The sequence below is a fragment of the Frateuria sp. GZRe14 genome, from assembly GCF_051900395.1.
In the GTDB taxonomy this organism is placed as follows: domain Bacteria; phylum Pseudomonadota; class Gammaproteobacteria; order Xanthomonadales; family Rhodanobacteraceae; genus Frateuria_A; species Frateuria_A edaphi.
This window is the reverse complement of the sequence record NZ_JBHZGJ010000001.1, coordinates 2471664-2492589: the sequence shown is the minus strand read 5'-3', so window position 1 is coordinate 2492589 and position 20926 is coordinate 2471664. Positions and strand designations below refer to the sequence as shown.

The following is a 20926-nucleotide window of genomic DNA, read 5'->3' as shown; positions in this document are numbered from 1 at the left end:
CTTTCGTTGCGATCCCGTGGCGCGGTGTCAGGACACGTTCGGTTCGCTGAACGCCTCGATCTCTTCCTTGAAGTCGTTGATCGGCACGCAGCTGCAGAACACGTTCTTGTCGCCGTAGATGTTGTCCACGCGGGCCACCGGCGACCAGTACTTCTGGAACTTCAGGCTCGGCAGCGGGAAGGCGGCCAGTTCGCGCGGGTAGGCGTGGGTCCACTCGGTCGCCGACACCTGGGTGGCCGTGTGCGGGGCGTGCTTGAGCGGGTTGTCCTCGCGGTCCAGGCGGCCGTCCTCGATCGCGCGGATCTCGTCGCGGATCTGGATCATCGCGTCGATGAAGCGGTCGAGCTCCTGCTGCGATTCGGACTCGGTCGGCTCGACCATCAGCGTGCCCGCCACCGGGAAGCTCAGGGTCGGCGCGTGGAAGCCGAAGTCGATCAGGCGCTTGGCCACGTCCTCGGCGCTGATGCCGGTGGAATCCTTCAATGGGCGAAGATCGAGGATGCACTCGTGCGCCACCAGCCCGTTGCGGCCGGTGTAGAGCGTCTCGTAGTGATCGGCCAGCCGCCTGGCGATGTAGTTGGCGTTGAGCAGCGCGACCTGGGTGGCGCGGCGCAGGCCTTCGCTGCCCATCAGCGTGATGTACATCCAGCTGATCGGCAGGATGCTCGCGCTGCCGAAGCTCGCGGCCGAGACCATGCCCACCGGCGTGTCCTCGCCGAGCTTCCTCGGCAGGAACGGGGCGAGATGCGACTTGACCGCGCACGGGCCCACGCCCGGGCCGCCACCACCGTGCGGGATGCAGAAGGTCTTGTGCAGGTTGAGGTGCGAGACGTCCGAACCCCACTTGCCCGGCTTGGCCACGCCGACCAGCGCGTTCATGTTGGCGCCGTCGGTGTACACCTGGCCGCCGTGCTGGTGGACGATGTCGCAGATGGCGACGATGTCCTCCTCGAACACGCCGTGCGTGGACGGGTAGGTGATCATCAGCGCGGCGAGGCGGTCGGAGTACTTCTCCGCGTTGCGGCGCATGTCCTCCAGGTCGACGTTGCCGTTGGCGTCGCACTTGGTCACCACGACCTGCATGCCGCACATCTGCGCGGAAGCGGGGTTGGTGCCGTGGGCCGACTCGGGGATCAGGCAGATGTCGCGATGGCCTTCGCCGCGCGAGCGGTGGTAGGCGCGGATCGCGAGCAGGCCGGCGTATTCGCCCTGTGCGCCGGAGTTCGGCTGCAGGCTGACCGCGTCGTAGCCGGTGCATTCGACCAGCATGGCCTCGAGGCCATCGATCAGTTCCTGGTAGCCGTGGGTCTGCGAAGCCGGCGCCAGCGGGTGGATCTGGCCGAATTCGGGCCAGGTCACCGGGATCATCTCCGCGGTGGCGTTGAGCTTCATGGTGCACGAGCCCAGCGGGATCATCGTGCGATCCATCGCAAGGTCCTTGTCGGCCAGCGCGCGCATGTAGCGCAGCAGCTCGTGCTCGCTGTGGTGGGTGTTGAACACCGGATGGGTGAGGAACGCGCTCTGGCGCAGCAGCGTGCGCGGCAGGGCGTCGTGCACGGCGGCGTCCAGTGCGTCGATGTCGGCCTCGGCGCCGAACAGGCCCGCCAGCGCGACGACGTCGGCGCGGGTGGTGGTCTCGTCCAGGCTGATGCACAGGCTGCCGGCGTCCACTTCGCGCAGGTTGATGCCGGCGCCGCGGGCGTTCGCATGGATGGATGCGGCATCGATGCCGGTGACGTGCAGGGTGTCGAAGAAGTCGTTGCCGATCTTCACTCCGGCCCGGCGCAGCGCGACCGTCAGGATCACCGCCAGGCGATGCACGCGGCGGGCGATGCGGGTCAGGCCTTCGGGGCCGTGGTAGACGGCGTACATGCTCGCCATCACCGCCAGCAACACCTGGGCGGTGCAGATGTTGGAAGTGGCCTTCTCGCGGCGGATGTGCTGCTCGCGCGTCTGCAGGGTCAGGCGGTAGGCCTTCTTGCCTTCGGCGTCGATCGAGACGCCGATCAGGCGGCCCGGCATCGAGCGCTTGTAGGCGTCGCGGCAGGCCATGAAGGCCGCGTGCGGGCCGCCGAAGCCGTAGGGCACGCCGAAGCGCTGGGTATTGCCGACCACGATGTCCGCACCCCAGTCGCCCGGCGCCGCGATCAGCGTGAGCGCCAGCAGGTCGGTCGCCACGCAGACGATGCCGCCGCGCGCGTGAACGGTGTCGGCCAGCGCCTTGTAGTCGCCGACGTGGCCGAAGGTATCTGGGTACTGCAGCAGCACGCCGTAGCTGTCGACGGTCGTTGCGTCGGCATCCGGGCCTACGTGCAGGTCGATGCCCATCGCCTCGGCGCGGGTCTTGAGCACCTCAAGCGTCTGCGGGTGCACGCGGTCGGAGACGAAGAACACGTTCGACTTGGACTTGCCCGAGCGCTTGGCCAGCGTCATCGCCTCGGCCGCCGCGGTGCCCTCGTCCAGCAGCGAGGCGTTGGCGATCTCCATGCCGGTCAGGTCGGCGCACATCGTCTGGAAGTTGATCAGCGCTTCCATGCGGCCCTGCGAGATCTCCGCCTGGTAGGGCGTGTAGGCCGTGTACCAGGCCGGGTTCTCCAGGATGTTGCGCAGGATGACGTTGGGCGTGTGGGTGCCGTAGTAGCCCTGGCCGATGAAGCTCCTGAAGACCTTGTTCTTGTCGGCGATCGCGCGGATCTTGGCGAGCGCCTCGACTTCGCTGACCGCCATCGGCAGGTCCAGCGGCGCGGGCGACTTGATCTTGCCCGGCACGATGGCGTCGGTCATCGCCTCGAGCGAGTCGTAGCCGATCGTGCACAGCATCTGCGCGATCTCGGCATCGTTGGGGCCGATGTGCCGCGCGATGAAGGCGTCGTGGTTTTCCAGGTCGCGCAGCGAGGGAGTGGGGATGTGGCTCATGACGGGCGTCCGAAGGCAACGCGTGCGTGCCGCACGCGGGGCGCCCCTCTGTCCTTTTGCCTGAGAGTTTGGAAGCGGAACGCTTCGTGCCCCTTCGGCGGCGGATCGAACCGCTCTCTCCAGAGTTTTTGCACGCGGCGGTATCGGGCCTGAGCGATTACGGGCGTTGCGTCTTCGGCAGCGGGCTATTCCCCGCTTCTCCCGCCGCGTGCGAAGGGTCGATTATACAGGCCGGCCATCCGCGCGCGCGGAATCCGGCTTAACGACAGGAGCGCGTGGGCGTGTGCCCGGCCGCTCCCTGTACCATCGCATTTCCCCATCCGGCAGCAACGCCCATGCCTCCCTTCCGACTCCAGCGGATAGACCACCTCGTGCTGCGCGTCTACGACTTGGCCGCGATGCAGGCGTTCTATTGCGGCGTGCTCGGCTGTACGGAGGAACGGCGCCAGGACGCCATCGGCCTGGTGCAATTGCGTGCGGGCGATTCGCTGATCGACCTGGTGCCGGTGGACGGCAAGCTCGGCCGCCTTGGCGGCGCCGGGCCCGGCGCGCAGGGCCACAACATGGATCACCTGTGCCTGAGCGTGGAGGGCTACGACGAGGCCGCCATCGTGGCGCACCTGGAGGCGCATGGCGTGCGCGTGGGCGATATCGGCTCGCGCTACGGCGCGCAGGGCGAAGGGCCGTCGATCTATTGCTACGACCCGCAGGGGAACATGGTGGAGTTGAAGGGCCCGCCGACCGCCGCGGACTGAGCCCTCTTCCTTCGGAGGTGGCGGGCGCGAAAGCGAAAAGCTCGAGCGCTGCGGAAAGCAGAAAACGAAAAAGCCCGCCTTGCGGCGGGCTTCATCTACAATTGGTGCCCAGGAGAGGACTCGAACCTCCACGGTTTTACCCGCTAGTACCTGAAACTAGTGCGTCTACCAATTCCGCCACCTGGGCAGGTGTCGCGCGAGCCGTTCGGGCTGCGCGAGCCGCGTAGAGTAGGCACCTCCCCCCAGCTTGTCAACACTTCGTTGATAGGAAATTCATTGCACCGTGCGGCATGCTGCGCGGCGCTCCACCACAAGGATCTTTTGTGACCAGAAAGAAGACATCCCGCACCGGCAAGGGCGGCGATACGGGTGCAGGCCCGCGCACTCCGAAGCCAGGCGCACGAGGCGGTTCGCGGCGCACGCCGCCGGCCGGCGCGCCCCCGCACGCGAAGGGCGGACGCGATCCGTTCGCCGACCGCGAGGCGCAGCGTTACGAGCGGCCGATCCCCAGCCGCGAGGCGATCCTGGCGCTGCTGGACGACCGCGGCGAGATGCTGAGCGAAGCGCGCATCGCCGAGGCGCTGGAGCTCCACGACGAGACCGACATCAGCGCGCTGCGCAAGCGCCTCGGCGCGATGGTGCGCGACGGCCAGCTGCTGCAGGGCCGGCGTGGCGACTACGCGCCGGTGCGCAAGCTGGACCTGATCCCCGGCGTGGTGCTGGCCAACGCCGAAGGCTACGGCTTCCTGCGTCCGGACGAGGGCGGTGACGATCTTTACCTTTCGCCGCAGCAGATGCGCATGGTGCTGCACGGCGACCGTGTACTCGCCAGCGTGGTCGGCATCGACCGGCGCGGCCGGCGCCAAGGAGCGATCGCCGAAGTACTGCAACGGCGTTCGCCACGGCTGGTCGGGCGCGTCGTGGTCGAGAACGGCGTGACCCTGGTCTCGCCGGACGACCGGCGCCTGCACCAGGACGTGATGGTTCCACCGGGCCAGGAGCAGGGCGCCCACGCCGGACAGATCGTGGTTGCCGAGATCACCGATCCGCCGACGCCGCATCGCGGCCCGCTTGGCCGGATCGTGTCGGTGCTCGGCGAACGTTTGCAGCCCTCGCTGCTGGTGGAGATGGCCATCGCCAGCCACGACCTGCCGCATGAGTGGCCGGCCGAAGTGCTGCGCGACGCCGCCCAGGTCGAGCCTGAGGTAACGGCCGCCGAGCGACAGGGCCGCACCGACCTTCGCAAACTGCCGTTGGTGACCATCGACGGCGCTGACGCGCGCGACTTCGACGATGCGGTCTTCGCCGAGCCGCGCCGTGGCGGCGGCTGGCGGCTGATCGTGGCGATCGCCGACGTGTCGCACTACGTCAAGGTCGGCAATGCACTGGACCGCGAGGCCTACGAGCGCAGCACGTCGACCTATTTCCCGGGCTTCGTGGTGCCGATGCTGCCGGAGACGCTGTCCAACGGCATCTGCTCGCTCAATCCCAAGGTCGAGCGGCTGTGCATGGTCTGCGACATGCAGATCACCGACGATGGCGAGGTCGTGAAGTCGAAGTTCTACGACGCGGTGATGCGCTCGCACGCGCGCCTGACCTACGACATCGTGTGGCAGGCAGTCGGGCTGCTCGATCCGGAGGCGCGCGACCAGGTTTCCGACGTGCTGCCCCAACTGGAACACCTGCACACGCTGTACAAGGCGATGGCCGCCCAGCGCAAGCGCCGCGGTGCGATCGACTTCGAGACGCCGGAGGTCAAGTTCCGTCTCGACCAGCGCGGCGAAGTCGAGGCGATGGGCGCGACCGAGCGCAACGACGCGCACAAGCTGATCGAGGAATGCATGATCGCCGCCAACGTGCAGGCGGCCACGTTCCTGTCGAAGAAGAAGATCCCCGCGCTGTTCCGCGCGCACGAGCCGCCGCCGGCCGAGAAGTACGAGGACCTGCAGCAGTTCCTGCGCGAGTTCAAGCTGCGCATGCCGCCGGTCGAGGAGGTCACCCCCGGCGACTTCGCGGACATCCTGCGCATGGTGCACGACCGCCCCGAGCGCGAGCTGATCCAGTCGGTGCTGCTGCGCTCGCAGAGCTTGGCGGCCTACCAGCCGGAGAACCGCGGGCATTTCGGCCTCTCGCTGGATGCCTATGCGCACTTCACCTCGCCGATCCGCCGCTACCCGGATCTGCTGGTACACCGTGCGATCCGCTACGCATTGACCGGCGGCAAGCCGAGCGACTACGTCTATTCGCCCAGCGACATGGCCTCCATGGCGGTGCATTGTTCGCAGCGCGAACGCCGCGCCGAAGAGGCCGAGCGGGACGTCGATGAGCGCTTCAAGACCGCCTGGCTGTCCAAGCACATCGGCAGCGAGTTCGACGGCGTGATCACCGGCGTCACTTCCTTCGGGTTGTTCGTGGAGCTGGAGGAATCGCGCGTGTCGGGCCTGGTGCACATCAGCCAGCTGGCCAACGACTACTACCACTTCGACCCGATCAGGAAGCTGCTCAAGGGCGAGCGCAGCGGCGATCAGTTCCGCCTGGGCGACCACGTGCGGGTACAGGTGCTGCGCGCGAGCATCGAGGATCGCAAGATCGACTTCCGGCTCGCGCCGCGGCGAGAGCAGGCCAAGCCGGCGACCCCTGCCCGCAAGGCCTACGATTACAACGCCAGTGGCGAGCGTTACTCGCTGCCCAAGCCGGCTGCGCCGGCCGCCAAGCCGCCCGGGATGTTCGGCCGCGCCGCTAGGGCAGTGGGCCGGGCGTTCGGGCGCGGCGCGCCGGCACCGGCACCGGTCGAGGCAGCGCCGCCCGCGCCGGTGATGGGCGATAATCGCGCCCCTCGCGGCAAAGCCGCCAAGGTGGCGTCCGAAGCCATGGGGCGGCAGGTGGTTCCGTCCGAGGGCGGCTCGCCGAAGACACGCAGCAAGGCGACCAAGCTTGCATCCGAGGCGCTTGGCCGGTCGGCCCTCCCGCCCGAGGCCAAGCGGCAGGGCGAGGGTAGCCAAGGCAGGGGCCGCCAGGCCAAGGGCGAGCAGGCCGCGAGCGCCAAGGGCAATCGTGGCAAGAGCAATCCGGCTGCCGCGGCCAAGAGCGGCGGCAAACGCAAGGCGCTGGAGGCTGCTTCCTCGGCCGCCAAGCGATCGGATCGCAGGGGCAAACCGAAGGGCAAGGCATGAGCGAGAGTTGGATCGTCGGTATCAACCCGGTCGAGGGCGCGCTCGCCAACGACGCCTCGCGCGTGCGCGAACTGCTGGTCGATATCGCCACTGCACAGCGCAACGCGCGCATCAAGGAACTGATCGACCAGGCGCGCAGCCACCACATCCCGGTGCACCACCGTCCGCGCGAGCAGCTGGACAAGCTGGCCGGCGAGGCACGTCACCAGGGCATCGTCGCGCTCTACGAACCCCCGCCGATGACCCACGAGGACGATCTGGCCGCACTGATCGAACGCGACGGCATGGAAACGCTGGTACTGGTGCTCGACGGCATCACCGATCCGCACAACCTGGGTGCCTGCCTGCGTTCGGCGGCCGCGGCGAAGGTGACCGCGGTCATCGTGCCGAAGGACCGCGCGGTCGGCCTGACGCCCGTGGTGCGCCGCGCCTCGGCCGGCGGCGCCGATCGCGTGCCGCTGGTGGCGGTCACCAACCTGGCCCGCACCCTGCGCGAGCTCAAGGATGCCGGCGTCTGGATCACCGGACTGGCCGGCGACACGGAGACGTCCGTGTATGAGGTCGATTTCCGTGGACCCGTGGCGCTGGTGCTGGGGAGCGAGGGTGAAGGCATGCGCCGGCTCACGCGCGAGCTGTGCGATTTCGTGGCGAAGATCCCGATGCCTGGCGTGATGGAGAGCCTCAACGTGTCGGTCGCCACCGGCGTGGTGCTGTTCGAGGCGCTGCGCCAGCGCGGAGCGAAGCGATGAGCACGCTGTTCTGGTACGACTGGGCGGGCTTTGTCGGGGTGGTGCTGGTGCTGCTGGCGTTCCTCTTGCTGCAGGCCCACAAGCTGCACGGCAACGGGCTGACCTATCAGTTGATGAACGTCTTCGGCGCGTTGGGAGTGACGCTGTCGTTGCTGTTCGGCAGCTTCAACGTGTCTGCGTTTGCGCTGGAAATCGCGTGGATGGCCATCGGCATCTTCGGCATCGTGCGGAGCGCGCGACAACGGCGGGCGGCAAGGGTGACGGGGCCGGACCTGTAGTCTGCAGGTTGCCCCCGTCGGCACCTCCCGGGCGAACGGGAGGGCGCGCAAGGAAGCAACACGCCAGGGTTGTTTCCTGCCCCCTTTTGTGGAGAAAGGGCTCCGAAGGGAGGATGGGCCTTGCCTCAGCCTCCCAGCTTGGGCATTTCCGGATTTGACGTCAGGTCGCGCTTGTCCCGCTGCTTGTCCAGCGGCTCGCCATACACCTGGTACCAGAGGTTCTCGGCGATGTTGGTCGCGTGGTCGCCGATGCGCTCGATGTTCTTGGCCATGAACAGAAGGTGCGTGCAGGGCGTGATGTTGCGCGGATCTTCCATCATGTAGGTCAGCAACTGGCGGAAGTAGCCGGTGTAGGCCTCGTCCAGTCCGGCGTCGCGCTTCCACACCTGGTAGCCCTGCTCGGCGTCCTGCCGCGCGTAGGCGGTCAGTACGTCGCGCACCTCGGCCGCGGCCAGTTTGGCAAGCAGCCCCAGGCCGCTGGTGGGGGTCACCGGCGCCACCATCGAGAGCGGGATCGAACGCTTGGCCACGTTGGCGGCGTAGTCGCCGATGCGTTCGATGTCGGAGGCGATGCGCAACGCGGCGAACACATTGCGCAGGTCGCCCGCCATCGGGGCGCGCAGGGCGAGCAGGCGCACCACGTCGTGGCTGATCTCCTGTTCCAGCGCGTCGATGGCATCGTCGTTGGCGACGACGCGCTGGGCCGCACGGTCGTCGCGGCGTTCGACGACGTCGATTGCCGCCTCCAGCTGCGCGGCCGCCAGTTCGCCCATGCGCACGATTTCGCCGGTCAGGCGCGCCAGCTCGCTGTCGTAGCTCTTGATGATGTGGTCTTTGCTGCTCATGGGAGCCTCATGGTGGTCGCGCTGTTTGCATCGTCCGTGCGTCATTCCCGCTGCGCGGGATGGACGTCAAGGCGTGGTGCAGGTTCCAGGCATCAGCCGAAGCGGCCGGTGATGTAATCCTCGGTCTGCTTCTTGCCGGGCTTGGTGAAGATCTTCTCGGTTTCGTCGAACTCGATCAGCTCGCCCAGGTACATGAAGGCGGTGCGGTCGGATACGCGCGCGGCCTGCTGCATGTTGTGCGTCACGATCACGATCGTGAACTGGCTCTTCAGCTCCTCGATCAACTGCTCGATGCGACCGGTGGCGATCGGGTCGAGCGCGGAGGTGGGTTCGTCCAGCAGCAGCACCTCGGGGCGCAGCGCGATCGCGCGCGCGATGCACAGTCGCTGCTGCTGGCCGCCGGAAAGGCCCAGCGCGTTCTGCTTGAGCTTGTCCTTCACCTCGTCCCACAGCGCCGCGCCGCGCAGGGCCTGCTCCACGCGCGCCTCCATGTCGGCTTTGGACAGCCGCTCGTGATGGCGGATGCCATAGGCGACGTTCTCGAAGATCGTCATCGGAAACGGCACCGGCTTCTGGAACACCATGCCGACCTTGCTGCGCAGGCGGTTGAGCGAATAGCGCGGGTCGAGGATGTTCTCGCCGTCCAGTTCGATCGAACCGGTCGCCTTCAGCTTCGGATAGATCGCGTAGATGCGATTGAAGATACGCAGCAGCGTGGACTTGCCGCAGCCGGAAGGGCCGATGATCGCGGTGACCTGCTTCTCGGGAACGTCCATGGCGATGTTCTTCAGCGCATGGAAGCTGTCGTAGTGGAAATTCAGGTCGCGGACCTTGAGCTTGGGCTCGGTCACGGGCGGCGCCATCGACGGCGCCAGGGCGAGGGCAGCGGCATTAATCATGTGACACCTTGCGGGTAAACAGCAGGCGGGAGGCGAGGCTGAGCAGGAGCACGAAAAGCGTGACCACGAAGGCGCCGGCCCAGGCCAGTGCATGCATCGCCTCGCCCGGGTCGTTGGCGTACTGGTAGATCACCTGGGGCAGGCTGGACATCTTGTCCATCGGGTTGAGCGTCATGAAGTTGTTGCCGAAGGCGGTGAACAGCAGCGGCGCGGTCTCGCCGCTGATGCGCGCCAGGGCCAGCAGCACACCGGTGACGATGCCCGAACGCGCCGCGCGCAGCAGGATCTGCGAGGTGAGCTTCCACTGCGGCACGCCCAGCGACAGCGCCGCCTCGCGCAGCGTCGAAGGCACCAGTCGCAGCATCTCGTCGGTGGTGCGCACGATGACCGGCAGCGCGATCAGCGCCAGCGCCACGCCGCCGGCAAAACCGGAGAACGTGGTGTTGCCGTGGGTCAGCGCGGTGCTCGGCAACACGATGATGGTGTAGACGAACAGGCCCATCACGATCGAGGGCGCGGAAAGCAGGATGTCATTCAAGAATCGGACGGTTTCGCCCAGTCGCGTGCGGTTGGCGTACTCGGCCAGCCATGTTCCCGCCAGCACGCCGATCGGCGTGGCGATGGCGATGCCCACGAAGTTGATGATCAGGCTGCCGACCATCGCATTGGCCAGGCCGCCCTGGTCGCCGTAGGCGGTAATCCTGGTGAACAGCTTGAGGTCCAGCGCGGCGATCCCCTGGCGAAGGGTTTCCCACAGGATCCAGGCGAGGAACGCCAGGCCGATCAGCGTGGCGAGCGTGCTCAGGATGAGCGCCAGCGCGTTGGTCAGGCGGCGACGCAGGTACAGCATGTCCATCAGCGGCCCTCCCGGCTGGCCAGTCGGCGCAGCATCAGCCGCGCTATCAGCAGCACGATGAAGGTCACCACGAACAGCAGGAAGGCCAGCGCCATCAGCGCCGATTTCTGCAGGCCTACCGCCTCGCTGAACTGGTTGGCGATGGTCGAGGCGATCGAGGCGCCCGGGTCGAGCAGCGAGGCCGACAGGTCCATCGCGTTGCCGAGCACGAAGGTCACCGCCATCGTCTCGCCCAGTGCGCGACCCAGCCCCAGGAAGATGCCGCCGATCACCGCCGAGCGCGTGTACGGCAGCACGATGTCCCAGGAGACTTCCCAGGTGCTCGAGCCCAGCGCATAGGCCGACTCCTTCAGGCGCGTGGGCACGGTCTGGAACACCTCGCGCATCACCGAGGAAATGAACGGGATGATCATGATCGCCAGCACGATGCCGGCCACCAGGATGCTGGCGCCGAACGGATAGTCGCTGGCGAACATCTTGCCGACGAACGGAATGTGCGTGGCGATCCATGAAGGATTGCCGTCATCGGGGTTGTTGCCCAGGTAATTGGTCAGCCACGGCTTGATGTGTTCGGCAAAGAAGGGCGCGAAGACGAACAGGCCCCACATGCCGTAGATGATCGAAGGGATGCCCGCCAGCAGCTCGATCGCCGAGGCGACCGGCGTGCGCAGCCAGCGCGGTGCGACTTCGGAAAGATACAGAGCGATGCCGAAGCTCACCGGCACCGCGATCAACAATGCGATGAACGAGGTGGCCAGCGTGCCGTAGACCGGCACCAGCGCGCCGTATTCCTGGCTGCTCGGGTCCCACGCGGAACTGGTGAGGAAGTGCCAGCCGAACGTGCCGAACGCCTCGCGCCCACCCCACAGCGTGGCGAACGCCGCACCCAGCAACGCCGCCAGGACGATCATCGCGCAGGCCTTGAGCAGGCCGGCGAACAGGCGATCGTGGCGGGCGTCGTGGCCTGCCCGCTGTTCGGGCGCGACGGAAGCGGGGATAGTGGACATCAGTAGGGGTCAGCCGTGCGGGTCAAAGGCGAGGGGTACTGTTGCGTCCCCCGTGGGGGCTGGAAGACCGATGGGGGCGTATCGCCAGGATCGCCCCCGATCGGCCCGGCCGGCGCCTTCCCCCGTGGCGCGGGGGAAGGCATCGGTCGTCGCTCAATGCTTGTATTCGGACGCCCAGTAGGCCTCGATCTTCTGCACCAGGCTCTGCGGCAGCGGCACGTAGTCCAGCGCGGCGGCCTGGTCCTGGCCGTTCTCCAGCGCCCACTTGAAGAAGTCGAAGGCGACCTTGCTGTGCTCGGCGTTCTTCGGCTGCTTGTACATGATCACCCAGGTGGTCGCGGTGATCGGCCAGGCCTTGGCGCCCGGGGCGTTGGTCATGATCAGGTTGAAGTCCTTCGCGCTGGCCCAGTCGGCGGTGCTGGCCGCGGCGGCGAAGCTGTCGGCGTTGGGAGCGACGACGTTGCCGGAGGCGTTCTTCAGGTCGATCCAGCTGATCTTGTTCTTCACCGCGTAGGCGTATTCGACATAGCCGATCGAACCCTTGATCTGCTTGACGTACTGCGACACGCCCTCGTTGCCCTTGCCGCCCACGCCTGTCGGCCAGTCGACCGAGGTGCCGAACTTGACCTGGCCGGCCCATTCGGGGCTCACCTTGGACAGGTAATTGGTGAAGTTGAACGAGGTGCCCGAACCGTCGGAGCGGTGCACGACGGTGATCTTGCCGGCCGGCAACTTGAGCCCGCCGTTGAGCGCGGCGATCTTCGGATCGCTCCAGTTCTTGATCTTGCCCAGGAAGATGTCGGCCAGCGTCGGGCCGTCGAGCTTGATCTGGCCAGCCTGCACGCCGGCGATGTTGACCACCGGCACGATGCCGCCGACCACCACCGGGAATTGGCCCAGGCCGAACTTCTGGAGGTCCTCGGCCTTCATCGGCGCATCGGAGGCGCCGAAGTCGATCGTGCCTTCCTTGATCTGCGCGATGCCGGCACCGGAGCCGACCGACTGGTAGTTGAGGTGGTTGCCGGTCTTCTCGGCATAGTTCGCCGACCAGCGTGACAGCACGGGGTAGACGAAGCTCGAGCCGGCGCCGGTGATGTCGGTCGCCTGGGCGCCGTTGGCACCCAGCAGCGTGGCGGCAGCCAGTACGGCAGCCGTACCGAGGCGGGAAACGGTGGTGGTTGCATTCAACACGGTCAGTCCTCTCAAGATGGTGCGTCGCGGGCGGATTCCCGGCGGACGCATTTGAGGTCAGCGGTGTTGCAATGAGATGAGATGAATGTTGCAGCGTGATGACACGCCGCATCCGGCTGTCATGAAATCGATCAGGTCAGCGTCAGTCCGACCTGGTCGCGCTCGAGCGTTTCCAGGCGCCGCCAGCGGTTGACGATCGAGCAGAACAGTTCCGCCGTGCGCTCGGCGTCGTAGATGGCCGAATGCGCCTCGCGTCCGTCGAATGCATGGCCCGCTGCCTGCACCGCCTTGCTCAGCACGGTCTGTCCATAGGCCAGGCCGCTCAGCGTGGCGGTGTCGAAGCAGCTGAAAGGATGGAACGGGTTGCGCTTGTGCCCGCAGCGGCGCACGGCCGCGTTGAGGAAGGCCAGATCGAAGGCCGCGTTGTGGCCGACCAGTACGGCCCGCTGGCATTCGCTCTCGCGCATGGCCTGGCGGACCGGATTGAACACGTGGTCCAGCGCCTGCCGCTCCGACAACGCGCCGCGAAGCGGGTTGTCCGGGTCGATGCCGGTGATCTCCAGCGAGCGCGGGTCGATGCGGGCGCCGGGGAACGGCTCGACGTGCGTGAACACCGGGGCGCGCGGGTGCAGGTACCCCTCGCCGTCCATCGCCAGGGTGACCACGGCGATTTCCAGCAGCGCGTCGTGCTCGGCATCGAAGCCGCCGGTTTCCACGTCCACGATCACCGGCATGAAGCCGCGGAACCGCTGGCACATGCGGGCGGCCATGCTGTTGCTTACGTATTCCATCGACGAAGCATATCAGCGCCCGGTGGCGCGCTCGCGAAGTCCGCGTCTGCGCACGATGCGCACTGTCTTCGTTCTGTCACGCAACCGGCACGGAACCGTAAACGACGCGCCGCATCCTGCCGCCTGTCCCTGCTTGGCCATCCAGGATCGAAGGGGGCGGTCGAGTGGTTCCTACCAACAGTGGAGAGAATTACATGCGTTCGAAGATGCTCGTGGTGGCGGTCGCCGCCGGTCTGGGCCTGGCAGCCGCCGGCGTGCACGCGGCACCGGTCCCGCAGGATGCGCAGTCCTCTGCGCGCAGCGCCGAGGTCGAGCAGCTCAAGGCCCAGCTGGCCGCCCTGCAGGCCAAGATGGACGAGCTGGAACAGCGCACCGATGCGCAGTCCGACATCAATGTGAGTACGGGCCAGAACATCGAGGCGCTGCAGAAGTCGCAGGCCAGCTCGGCCTCGTCGCTCGACAAGGCGCTGGCCGACACCAAGTTCTCCGGCAAGATGTTCTTCGACTTCTCGAACATCGACCAGAAGAACAGCGACGCCGGCAAGACCGATGCCTCGGGCACGGGCCTGGACGTCAAGCGCTTCTACCTGGGCGTGGACCACCAGTTCAACGACATCTGGTCGGCCAACCTCACCACCGACTTCAACTATGTCAGCGCCGACGGCGAGACGAACCTGTTCGTGAAGAAGGCCTACGTGCAGGGCAAGTTCGACCAGGCGGCGGTGCTGCGCATCGGTTCGGCGGACATGCCGTGGATCCCGTTCGTGGAGAGCTACTACGGCTTCCGCTACGTCGAGAACACCCTGACCGACCGCCTGAAGTACGCCAACTCGGCCGACTGGGGCCTGCACCTAGGCGGTGACCTCGGCGCGAACAAGGTCGCCAACTACGCGGTGTCGGTCGTCAACGGCGGCGGCTACAAGAACCCCAGCCGCAGCAAGGGCGTGGACATCGAAGGTCGCGTGGGCTTCGTTCCGTTCGAAGGCATGATCGTCGCCGTCGGCGGCTACAGCGGTCACCTGGGCAAAGAAACCGAGAGCATCGATGCGCCGAACACCGCGCAGCGCGGCGATGTGATGGTCGCCTACCAGGACAAGAAAGTGCGCGTGGGTGCCGAGTACTTCACCGCCAAGAACTGGGGCAACCTGGTGCTGAGCCCGGTCGAGGACAAGGCCGACGGCTACTCGCTGTGGGGGTCGGTGGCGCTCACCGATGACGTCGCACTGTTCGCCCGCTACGACAACGCCAAGCTGAGCAAGGACCTGGACGATGGCGCGAAGGACGTCTACTACAACCTCGGCCTGCAGTACCAAGTGACCAAGGGCTTCAAACTGGCCGCGGTGTGGAAGCACGAAAAGGCCGAACATTCGGTCGCCGATCCGGTGCCGCCGCATGTACAAAACGTCAAGACGAACGAAATCGGCGTGTTCGGCGAGGTCGCGTTCTAGGCGGGCGCTGCGTTTGGCGCTTCTTGAACAAACCTTCACGCGGCCCGTGGATCATTAGCCGCGTGTCAAGGAGTGGTTATCGGAAGGGAGTTCTACCCAGGGAGGGACAACGGCGGGCCGCAAGCCCGCCGTTATTTTTTTGAGGGTTGCGAGGTTGTCTTTGCAGGAGCCCGCTCGTGGCGATGCTCTCTTCCTGATGCGCCATCGAAGCTCAGGTGTCGCACACGAATGGGCTCCTGCGAAAAGCGACCTGCGCTCACCGTCGACCACAGGAGCGCTCCATGCACATCCGCAAGTTGACCGACCAGATCAGCGTGTCGCCGCAGATCCTGCCCGGCGAGATGGCCGACCTCGAAGCCGCCGGGTTTCGCAGCGTGATCAACAACCGGCCGGACGGGGAAGCGGACGACCAGCCGTCCAGTGCCGAGATGGCGCAGGCCGCCGCCGCGCGCGGACTGGCCTACCGCGACATCCCGGTTGTGCCCGGGCAGTACGAAGCCGCCGTCATCGAAGCCATGGCACGGGCGGTGGCGGAACTGCCTGCGCCGGTGCTGGCCTTCTGCCGCACCGGCACGCGTTCGACCACGTTGTGGGCGCTACAGGCCGCCCGCGCCGGCGACGCCGACGCGATCGTGAAGGCGGCCGGCGAGGCAGGCTATGACATCGCGGCCCTCGCGCCACGGCTGCGGGCGATGCGGCATGCCTGATCCAACGCGGTCCGGCGACGTGTCCCGCTGTGGGGCGGCCCCGTGAGCCTGGTGCCCGGGATCGGCGAACTGCTGGCGGTGCTGTGCGGCTCCGCCGTGGGGTTTTCGCTGGCCCTCATCGGTGGCGGCGGGTCGATCCTGGCCACGCCGCTGCTGCTGTACGTCGTCGGCGTGCGCGATCCGCACCTGGCGATCGGCACCAGCGCGGTGGCCGTGTCGGCCAACGCCTTCGCCAACCTGCTACCGCACGCGCGCGCCGGCCACGTGCGCTGGCGCGCGGGATTCGTGTTCGCCGCGGCCGGCGTGCTCGGCGCCTGGCTGGGATCGAGCGTGGGCAAGGCGATGGACGGCCATCGGCTGCTGGCGTTGTTCGCGTTGCTGATGCTGGTGGTGGCGTTCCTGATGTTGCGCGGGCGGCGCGACGGGGCGGCGGATCGCTATCCATTGCCCAATACCCTGCCGCGGCTGGGCGCCGTCGGTATCGGCGCTGGCGGCCTGGCCGGGTTCTTCGGGATCGGCGGCGGCTTCCTGATCGTGCCCGGGCTGATGTTCGCCAGCGGCATGGAGATCATCAACGCGATCGGCACCTCGTTGTTCTCCGTCGGTACCTTCGCCGCGACCACCGCGGGCAACTACGCGGCGTCGGGCCTGGTCGACTGGCGCATCGCGGCCGAGTTCATCGGCGGTGGCGTGATCGGTGGTTGGCTGGGTGCCCTGGGCGCGCGGCGCCTGGCCGGCACGCGCGGTGCGCTCAACGTGGTCTTCGCCGGCGTGATCGTGGTCGTGGCGATCTACATGCTTTACCGCTCGCTGACGCACGTCGCCTGAGCAGGCTTTCGCAGCCCACCCTATGACCTACGGCGCGGGTGGCGTCTTGTGCCGGTACTTGCAGAGGTCGCGGATCGGGCAGATCGGGCAGTCGGGCTTGCGCGCCTTGCACACGTAGCGGCCGTGCAGGATCAGCCAGTGGTGTGCGTCCTTCTTGAACTCGGCCGGCACCACTTTTTCCAGCTTGTCCTCGACCGCGCGCACGTCCTTGCCCGGCGCGAGGCCGGTGCGGTTGGAGACGCGGAAGATGTGCGTGTCCACCGCGATGGTGGGCTCGCCGAAGGCGGTATTGAGCACCACGTTGGCGGTCTTGCGGCCGACGCCTGGCAGGGCTTCCAGCGCTTCGCGCGTGCGTGGCACCTCGCCGCCGTGCTGCTCGATGAGGATGCGGCACAGCGCGATCACGTTTTTCGCCTTGGCGTTGAACAGGCCGATCGTGCTGATGTAGCGCTTCAGGCCCTCCTCGCCCAGCGCCAGGATCGCCTGCGGCGTGCTGGCCTTGGGGTAGAGCTTGCGGGTCGCCTTGTTGACACCCACGTCGGTGGCCTGCGCCGAGAGCACCACCGCCACCAGCAGTTCGAAGGGCGTGCGGTATTCCAGTTCGGTGGTCGGGTGGGGATTGAGCTCGCGCAGGCGCGTGAACAGTTCGACGATATCGGCGCGCTTCATGCGGAGCCCTGTTTGGCGCGGGCGCGGGCGAGTGCGGCCAGCACCGGGTTTGTCGGCGTGGTGGGCGCATCGACCGCAGCCTTGCGCGCGGCCAGTTCGGCCTCGCGCTCGGCGCGTTCGCGGGCAAGGCGAGACTCGCGGCGCAGGAAATGCGCGCGGGAAGCTTCCGCGTGCGCCGGATCCTCGACCTGCGCCAGCGGCATGGGTTCGAGCACGATGCAGTCGACCGGACAGGCCGGCACGCACAGTTCGCAACCGGTGCAGTGGTCGGGCAGTACCGTGTGCATGAGTTTCGCCGCGCCGACGATCGCATCGACCGGACACGCCTGGATGCACTTGGTGCAGCCGATGCAATCGGCTTCGACCACGCGCGCGAGCATGCGCGGCTTCTCCACTCCGTGGGCGGGATCGAGCGGCAGCACGGGCGTGTCCAGCAGCGCCGCCAGCCTGGCGATGCCGGCCACGCCGCCGGGCGGGCAGCGGTTGATCGGGGCATCGCCGCGCGCCATCGCCTCGGCATACGGGCGACAGCCATGGAAGCCGCACTGCTCGCATTGGGTCTGCGGCAGCAGGGCGTCGATGCGGATGGCAAGATCGGTGACGTCGTTCATGGTGTTCCGGGCGCGTTGCCGGACGGGCATCGGCATAATCGGCGCTCTATTGTCCCGCAAGTCGGCAGGAGCTTCCCATGACCTTTTCCCGTCCTTCCGTGCGTGTCGCCTCGCTGCTGCTCGCCGCAGCGGTCGGCATGACCGGCACGCTGTTGCTCACCCATGCCGCGCCGGTTCGGGCGGAAGCCGTGTCGGGCGATACCGTCACGGTGTTCGTCGACGCCACGCTGGGTTTCCGCAAGAACCACATGGCGAAGAAGTTGACCGAGACGCACGCCGAATACGCCGCGCGCGGCTACCACGTGGTCGACCTGTCGGCGTACAACGAGAACGGCGACCTGGTGGGTTTCTTCGTCACCTACGCGCGTTGAGTTTTCCTGCAGGACATCCTGCCTAGCGGACGGTGGCGCCGGGCTTGGCGCCCTGGTCGGCGTCCAGCAGGAACAGGTCGCCGCCGCCGTCGCCGGCGGACAGGATCATGCCCTCGGACAGGCCGAAGCGCATCTTCCGCGGCGCCAGGTTCGCGATGAACACCACGTTGCGGCCCACCAGCTTTTCCGGCTCCTGGTAGGCGGCGCGGATGCCGGAGAAGATCTGGCGCGTGCCCAGCGGGCCCGCGTCCAGCTCGAAGCGAAGCAGTTTGTCCGAGCCTTCCACGAACTCGCAGGCGACGACCTTGCCGATGCGCAGGTCGAGCCTGGCGAAGTCGTCGATGGAAATGGTGGCGGGCGTGGCGGAGGGCGGGTTTGCGGCGGGCGCGGCAGGTTCGGTCATGGGCTTGCGGTTTTCTCTGGATGGCTTGGGTGCGGCCGCCGGGGCGGGCGTGAGCGATTCCCTGGACGCATCGACCATCGACTCGATGCGCTTGGGATCGATGCGGCCGAGGAGCGGCTCGAACGGGCCGATCGAATGGTTGTGCAGCTCCGCACGGGCCTCGTCGAAGTCGACGATGGGTGCGTTGAGGAAGGCTTCGGCCGCCGCCACGGTGGTCGGCAGGATCGGCTTCAGCAATCCGGCCAGCAGCCGGAAGGCGGCCAGTGCGAACGAACACACCTGGTGCAGCTCGACCCGGCGCGATTCGTCCTTGGCCATCGTCCAAGGCGCGGTAGCGGCGATGTGGCCGTTGACCAGGTCGGCCATCAGCACGAAGCGGCGGGTGACTTCGGCGAAATCGCCCGCGTCGTAGAGTGCGTCGATGCCGTCGTAGTGCTCCAGCAGCGTGTTCCACAGCGCCTGTTCGGCGGCGCCGTGGCGCGTGGCCAGGCGCCCGTCGAAGAACTTGTGCACGAAGCCGGCGGTGCGGCTGGCGATGTTTACCCACTTGCCGACCAGGTGCGAGTTGACGCGTTCCTCGAAGGCCTTGAGGTCCAGGTCCACGTCCACCGGCGCGTCGTCCAGCATGCTGGCGAAGTAGTAGCGCAGGAACTCGGGGTTGAGGCCGGCGTCTAGATAGGTGCGCGCCTGGATGAAGGTGCCGCGCGACTTGGACATCTTCGCGCCGTTGACGGTGAGGTAGCCGTTGACGTGCAGCGCGGTCGGCGTGCGGAAACCGGCGCCGTGCAGCATCGCCGGCCAGAACAGGCCATGGAAGTTGATGATGTCCTTGCCGATGAAGTGGTGCATCTCGGCATGGCTGGACGGGGCGAGGAAGTCGTCGAACTTCAGGCCGCGCTTGTCGCACAGCGCCTTGAAGCTGGCCAGGTAGCCGACCGGCGCGTCCAGCCAGACGTAGAAGAACTTGCCCGGTGCGTCGGGAATCGGGAAACCGAAGTAGGGCGCGTCGCGCGAGATGTCCCAGTCCTTCAGCCCACCGTCCAGCCACTCGCGCAGCTTGGCCGCGACGCCCGCATTGGCGACCGGCTTGCCGTCGGTGTAGCGGCCGGCGAACCAGTCGCGCAGCAGCGCCTCGAACTTGGACAGCTCGAAGAAGTAGTGCTCCGAATCGCGCAGCACCGGCGCGGCGCCGGAAACCACCGAGTACGGCTCGATCAGGTCGGTCGGCGCGTAGGTGGCGCCGCAGTTCTCGCAATTGTCGCCGTACTGGTCGGGCGTCCCGCAGCGCGGGCAGGTGCCCTTGATGTAGCGGTCCGGCAGGAACATTTCCTTTTCCGGATCGAACAGCTGCTTGATGCTGCGCCGCGCGATGGCGCCGCCCTCGCGCAGTCGCGTATAGATCAGCGTCGCCAGTTCGCGGTTCTCTTCCGAGTGGGTCGAGTGGTAGTGGTCGAAGTGCACGCCGAAGTCGGCGAAGTCGGCCTCGTGCCCGGCGCGGATGCCCTCGATGAAGGCCTCCGGCGTCATGCCGGCCTTCTGCGCGGCCAACATGATCGGCGTGCCGTGGGCGTCGTCGGCGCAGACGTACACCACCTCGTTGCCTGCCATGCGCTGCGCACGCACCCAGATGTCGGCCTGGATGTAGCCCAGCAGGTGGCCCATGTGCAGCGGGCCGTTGGCGTAGGGCAGGGCGTTGGTGACGAGCAGGCGGCGGGTCATGGCGGGTGGCGTTGCGACGGGATCGCGCATTATGGCATGCGCGGTTTGGATGGCTGAACGCGCGAAGCCCCTGTGGGAGCGCACCCTGCGCGCGGCCGGGGTGCGGGCGGTTGCGGACGGGGTGCGCTCCTGCCACGGCAGTTCGATGTTGCAGCGCAGCGTCAGGGGTTCGATAATTGCGGGACGCAGGCTGTTCCTGCCGGAAACACAACTGTCATGCACCTGAACATGCTCAAGGCCAAGATCCACCGCGCCACGGTGACCCACGCGGAGCTGCACTACGAGGGCTCGATCGCGATCGACGGCCTGTTGCTGGATGCCTCGGGCATCCGCGAGTACGAGCAGATCCACGCGTGGAACATCAACAGCGGGCAGCGCTTCGTGACCTACGCGCTGCGCGCCGAGGAAGGCTCGGGGATCATCTCGGTCAACGGCAGCGCCGCACGCAGTGCGCAGGCCGGCGACCTGATCATCATCGCCGCGTTCGTGCAGCTCAGCGAGGCGGAGCTGGAGAAGTTCCAGCCGACGCTGGTGTACGTGGGCGCCGGCAACCGGATCAGCCACACCAATCGGTCGATCCCCAAGCAGATGGCTGTCGCCTGATCCGCGCCAGACAGCAGGGTGGGCATCAGCCCACCCGCAAGGGGCGACAAGGCGCGGTGGGTTGAAGCCCATGCTGCGTGGGTCCTACGTGTTCCTCACGCGTGCAC

Annotated in this window: 19 protein-coding genes, 1 tRNA gene and 1 riboswitch; of the genes, 9 read left to right on the top strand and 11 right to left on the bottom strand. The window is 67.2% G+C overall.

Translation table 11 applies throughout. The features are described 5' to 3' along the window. Positions 1-27: 27 nt before the first annotated feature. A complete protein-coding gene (gcvP, locus tag ACFWZ1_RS11390; protein WP_439666483.1) occupies positions 28-2916 on the bottom strand; it encodes an aminomethyl-transferring glycine dehydrogenase in 2889 nt (962 codons plus the stop codon). Between the two features lie 38 nt (positions 2917-2954). Further along, positions 2955-3049, bottom strand: a riboswitch (glycine riboswitch). Positions 3050-3251: 202 nt separating this feature from the next. On the opposite strand from gcvP, the gene ACFWZ1_RS11385 reads away from it, so the two are divergent. Continuing rightward, entirely contained in the window at positions 3252-3671 is a 420-nt protein-coding gene (locus ACFWZ1_RS11385; protein WP_439666482.1) for a VOC family protein, read from the top strand. Between the two features lie 102 nt (positions 3672-3773). Here the strand turns inward: ACFWZ1_RS11385 and ACFWZ1_RS11380 are convergent. After that, positions 3774-3858 (bottom strand) — tRNA-Leu (locus ACFWZ1_RS11380). Positions 3859-3994: 136 nt separating this feature from the next. On the opposite strand from ACFWZ1_RS11380, the gene rnr reads away from it, so the two are divergent. Genes rnr through ACFWZ1_RS11365 form a run of 3 tightly spaced genes read left to right on the top strand, consistent with a single transcriptional unit; the run spans position 3995 to position 7871 of the window. After that, positions 3995-6844: a ribonuclease R gene (gene rnr, locus ACFWZ1_RS11375; RefSeq protein WP_439666481.1), complete on the top strand. Its 2850-nt coding sequence runs from the start codon at positions 3995-3997 to the stop codon at positions 6842-6844. Beyond that, the gene (rlmB, locus tag ACFWZ1_RS11370) at positions 6841-7593 is read left to right on the top strand and encodes a 23S rRNA (guanosine(2251)-2'-O)-methyltransferase RlmB (RefSeq protein ID WP_231320713.1); all 753 of its coding nucleotides are present in this window, start codon (positions 6841-6843) and stop codon (positions 7591-7593) included. Before rnr ends, rlmB begins: the two co-directional genes overlap by 4 nt. Beyond that, on the top strand, positions 7590-7871 hold the full coding sequence (locus ACFWZ1_RS11365; protein WP_231320712.1) for a CBU_0592 family membrane protein: 282 nt from the start codon (positions 7590-7592) through the stop codon (positions 7869-7871). Before rlmB ends, ACFWZ1_RS11365 begins: the two co-directional genes overlap by 4 nt. 125 nt (positions 7872-7996) lie before the next feature. Here the strand turns inward: ACFWZ1_RS11365 and phoU are convergent, their stop codons facing one another. From phoU to rnt, 6 genes are all read right to left on the bottom strand, one after another. Next, on the bottom strand, positions 7997-8716 hold the full coding sequence (phoU, locus tag ACFWZ1_RS11360; protein ID WP_231320711.1) for a phosphate signaling complex protein PhoU: 720 nt from the start codon (positions 8714-8716) through the stop codon (positions 7997-7999). A gap of 92 nt (positions 8717-8808) precedes the next feature. Next, positions 8809-9615, bottom strand: a complete 807-nt coding sequence (gene pstB / locus ACFWZ1_RS11355; RefSeq protein WP_425600786.1) for a phosphate ABC transporter ATP-binding protein PstB — start codon at positions 9613-9615, stop codon at positions 8809-8811. Beyond that, the gene (gene pstA, locus ACFWZ1_RS11350) at positions 9608-10471 is read right to left on the bottom strand and encodes a phosphate ABC transporter permease PstA (RefSeq protein WP_231320710.1); all 864 of its coding nucleotides are present in this window, start codon (positions 10469-10471) and stop codon (positions 9608-9610) included. Before pstA ends, pstB begins: the two co-directional genes overlap by 8 nt. Next, positions 10471-11478, bottom strand: a complete 1008-nt coding sequence (gene pstC, locus ACFWZ1_RS11345) for a phosphate ABC transporter permease subunit PstC (RefSeq protein WP_439666480.1) — start codon at positions 11476-11478, stop codon at positions 10471-10473. The genes pstA and pstC overlap by 1 nt, the downstream gene beginning before the upstream one ends. Positions 11479-11631: 153 nt before the next feature. Further along, positions 11632-12669 carry a phosphate ABC transporter substrate-binding protein PstS gene (gene pstS / locus ACFWZ1_RS11340; protein ID WP_439666479.1) on the bottom strand — a complete coding sequence of 346 codons (1038 nt, stop codon included), beginning with the start codon at positions 12667-12669 and terminating at the stop codon, positions 11632-11634. Positions 12670-12800: 131 nt separating this feature from the next. Beyond that, complete coding sequence (rnt, locus tag ACFWZ1_RS11335) at positions 12801-13460, bottom strand: ribonuclease T (RefSeq protein WP_231320708.1); 660 nt, start codon at positions 13458-13460, stop codon at positions 12801-12803. A gap of 194 nt (positions 13461-13654) precedes the next feature. Here rnt and ACFWZ1_RS11330 point away from each other — a divergent pair, with 194 nt between their 5' ends. The 3 genes from ACFWZ1_RS11330 (at position 13655) to ACFWZ1_RS11320 (ending at position 16443) form a co-directional block, all read left to right on the top strand. Further along, a complete protein-coding gene (locus ACFWZ1_RS11330) occupies positions 13655-14908 on the top strand; it encodes a porin (RefSeq protein ID WP_439666478.1) in 1254 nt (417 codons plus the stop codon). A 281-nt stretch (positions 14909-15189) separates the two neighbouring features. Next, the gene (locus tag ACFWZ1_RS11325; protein WP_231320705.1) at positions 15190-15615 is read left to right on the top strand and encodes a TIGR01244 family sulfur transferase; all 426 of its coding nucleotides are present in this window, start codon (positions 15190-15192) and stop codon (positions 15613-15615) included. A gap of 51 nt (positions 15616-15666) precedes the next feature. After that, positions 15667-16443 carry a sulfite exporter TauE/SafE family protein gene (locus ACFWZ1_RS11320; protein WP_231326016.1) on the top strand — a complete coding sequence of 259 codons (777 nt, stop codon included), beginning with the start codon at positions 15667-15669 and terminating at the stop codon, positions 16441-16443. A gap of 27 nt (positions 16444-16470) precedes the next feature. Here the strand turns inward: ACFWZ1_RS11320 and nth are convergent, their stop codons facing one another. Continuing rightward, the gene (gene nth, locus ACFWZ1_RS11315) at positions 16471-17112 is read right to left on the bottom strand and encodes an endonuclease III (RefSeq protein WP_439666477.1); all 642 of its coding nucleotides are present in this window, start codon (positions 17110-17112) and stop codon (positions 16471-16473) included. Next, entirely contained in the window at positions 17109-17723 is a 615-nt protein-coding gene (locus ACFWZ1_RS11310; RefSeq protein ID WP_439666476.1) for an RnfABCDGE type electron transport complex subunit B, read from the bottom strand. Before ACFWZ1_RS11310 ends, nth begins: the two co-directional genes overlap by 4 nt. A gap of 77 nt (positions 17724-17800) precedes the next feature. On the opposite strand from ACFWZ1_RS11310, the gene ACFWZ1_RS11305 reads away from it, so the two are divergent. Next, positions 17801-18094 (top strand): hypothetical protein, encoded by a 294-nt coding sequence (locus tag ACFWZ1_RS11305; RefSeq protein ID WP_439666475.1) that lies wholly within the window; start codon positions 17801-17803, stop codon positions 18092-18094. Between the two features lie 22 nt (positions 18095-18116). On the opposite strand, the gene metG is transcribed toward ACFWZ1_RS11305, so the two are convergent. Next, positions 18117-20216 carry a methionine--tRNA ligase gene (gene metG / locus ACFWZ1_RS11300; protein ID WP_439666895.1) on the bottom strand — a complete coding sequence of 700 codons (2100 nt, stop codon included), beginning with the start codon at positions 20214-20216 and terminating at the stop codon, positions 18117-18119. A gap of 216 nt (positions 20217-20432) precedes the next feature. Between metG and panD the strand changes: the two genes are divergently transcribed. Further along, the gene (panD, locus tag ACFWZ1_RS11295) at positions 20433-20819 is read left to right on the top strand and encodes an aspartate 1-decarboxylase (RefSeq protein WP_231320697.1); all 387 of its coding nucleotides are present in this window, start codon (positions 20433-20435) and stop codon (positions 20817-20819) included. Positions 20820-20926 lie beyond the last annotated feature (107 nt).

Excerpts from the sequence above, each read along its gene's own strand:
- ACFWZ1_RS11325 (WP_231320705.1), top strand. The coding sequence starts at position 15,190 with ATGCACATCCGCAAGTTGACCGACCAGATCAGCGTGTCGCCGCAGATC.
- gcvP (WP_439666483.1), bottom strand. The coding sequence starts at position 2,916 with ATGAGCCACATCCCCACTCCCTCGCTGCGCGACCTGGAAAACCACGAC.
- rnt (WP_231320708.1), bottom strand. The coding sequence starts at position 13,460 with ATGGAATACGTAAGCAACAGCATGGCCGCCCGCATGTGCCAGCGGTTC.
- ACFWZ1_RS11330 (WP_439666478.1), top strand. The coding sequence starts at position 13,655 with ATGCGTTCGAAGATGCTCGTGGTGGCGGTCGCCGCCGGTCTGGGCCTG.
- phoU (WP_231320711.1), bottom strand. The coding sequence starts at position 8,716 with ATGAGCAGCAAAGACCACATCATCAAGAGCTACGACAGCGAGCTGGCG.
- pstC (WP_439666480.1), bottom strand. The coding sequence starts at position 11,478 with ATGTCCACTATCCCCGCTTCCGTCGCGCCCGAACAGCGGGCAGGCCAC.
- metG (WP_439666895.1), bottom strand. The coding sequence starts at position 20,216 with ATGACCCGCCGCCTGCTCGTCACCAACGCCCTGCCCTACGCCAACGGC.
- ACFWZ1_RS11305 (WP_439666475.1), top strand. The coding sequence starts at position 17,801 with ATGACCTTTTCCCGTCCTTCCGTGCGTGTCGCCTCGCTGCTGCTCGCC.
- panD (WP_231320697.1), top strand. The coding sequence starts at position 20,433 with ATGCACCTGAACATGCTCAAGGCCAAGATCCACCGCGCCACGGTGACC.
- nth (WP_439666477.1), bottom strand. The coding sequence starts at position 17,112 with ATGAAGCGCGCCGATATCGTCGAACTGTTCACGCGCCTGCGCGAGCTC.
- pstA (WP_231320710.1), bottom strand. The coding sequence starts at position 10,471 with ATGGACATGCTGTACCTGCGTCGCCGCCTGACCAACGCGCTGGCGCTC.
- pstB (WP_425600786.1), bottom strand. The coding sequence starts at position 9,615 with ATGATTAATGCCGCTGCCCTCGCCCTGGCGCCGTCGATGGCGCCGCCC.
- ACFWZ1_RS11365 (WP_231320712.1), top strand. The coding sequence starts at position 7,590 with ATGAGCACGCTGTTCTGGTACGACTGGGCGGGCTTTGTCGGGGTGGTG.
- ACFWZ1_RS11310 (WP_439666476.1), bottom strand. The coding sequence starts at position 17,723 with ATGAACGACGTCACCGATCTTGCCATCCGCATCGACGCCCTGCTGCCG.
- ACFWZ1_RS11385 (WP_439666482.1), top strand. The coding sequence starts at position 3,252 with ATGCCTCCCTTCCGACTCCAGCGGATAGACCACCTCGTGCTGCGCGTC.
- rlmB (WP_231320713.1), top strand. The coding sequence starts at position 6,841 with ATGAGCGAGAGTTGGATCGTCGGTATCAACCCGGTCGAGGGCGCGCTC.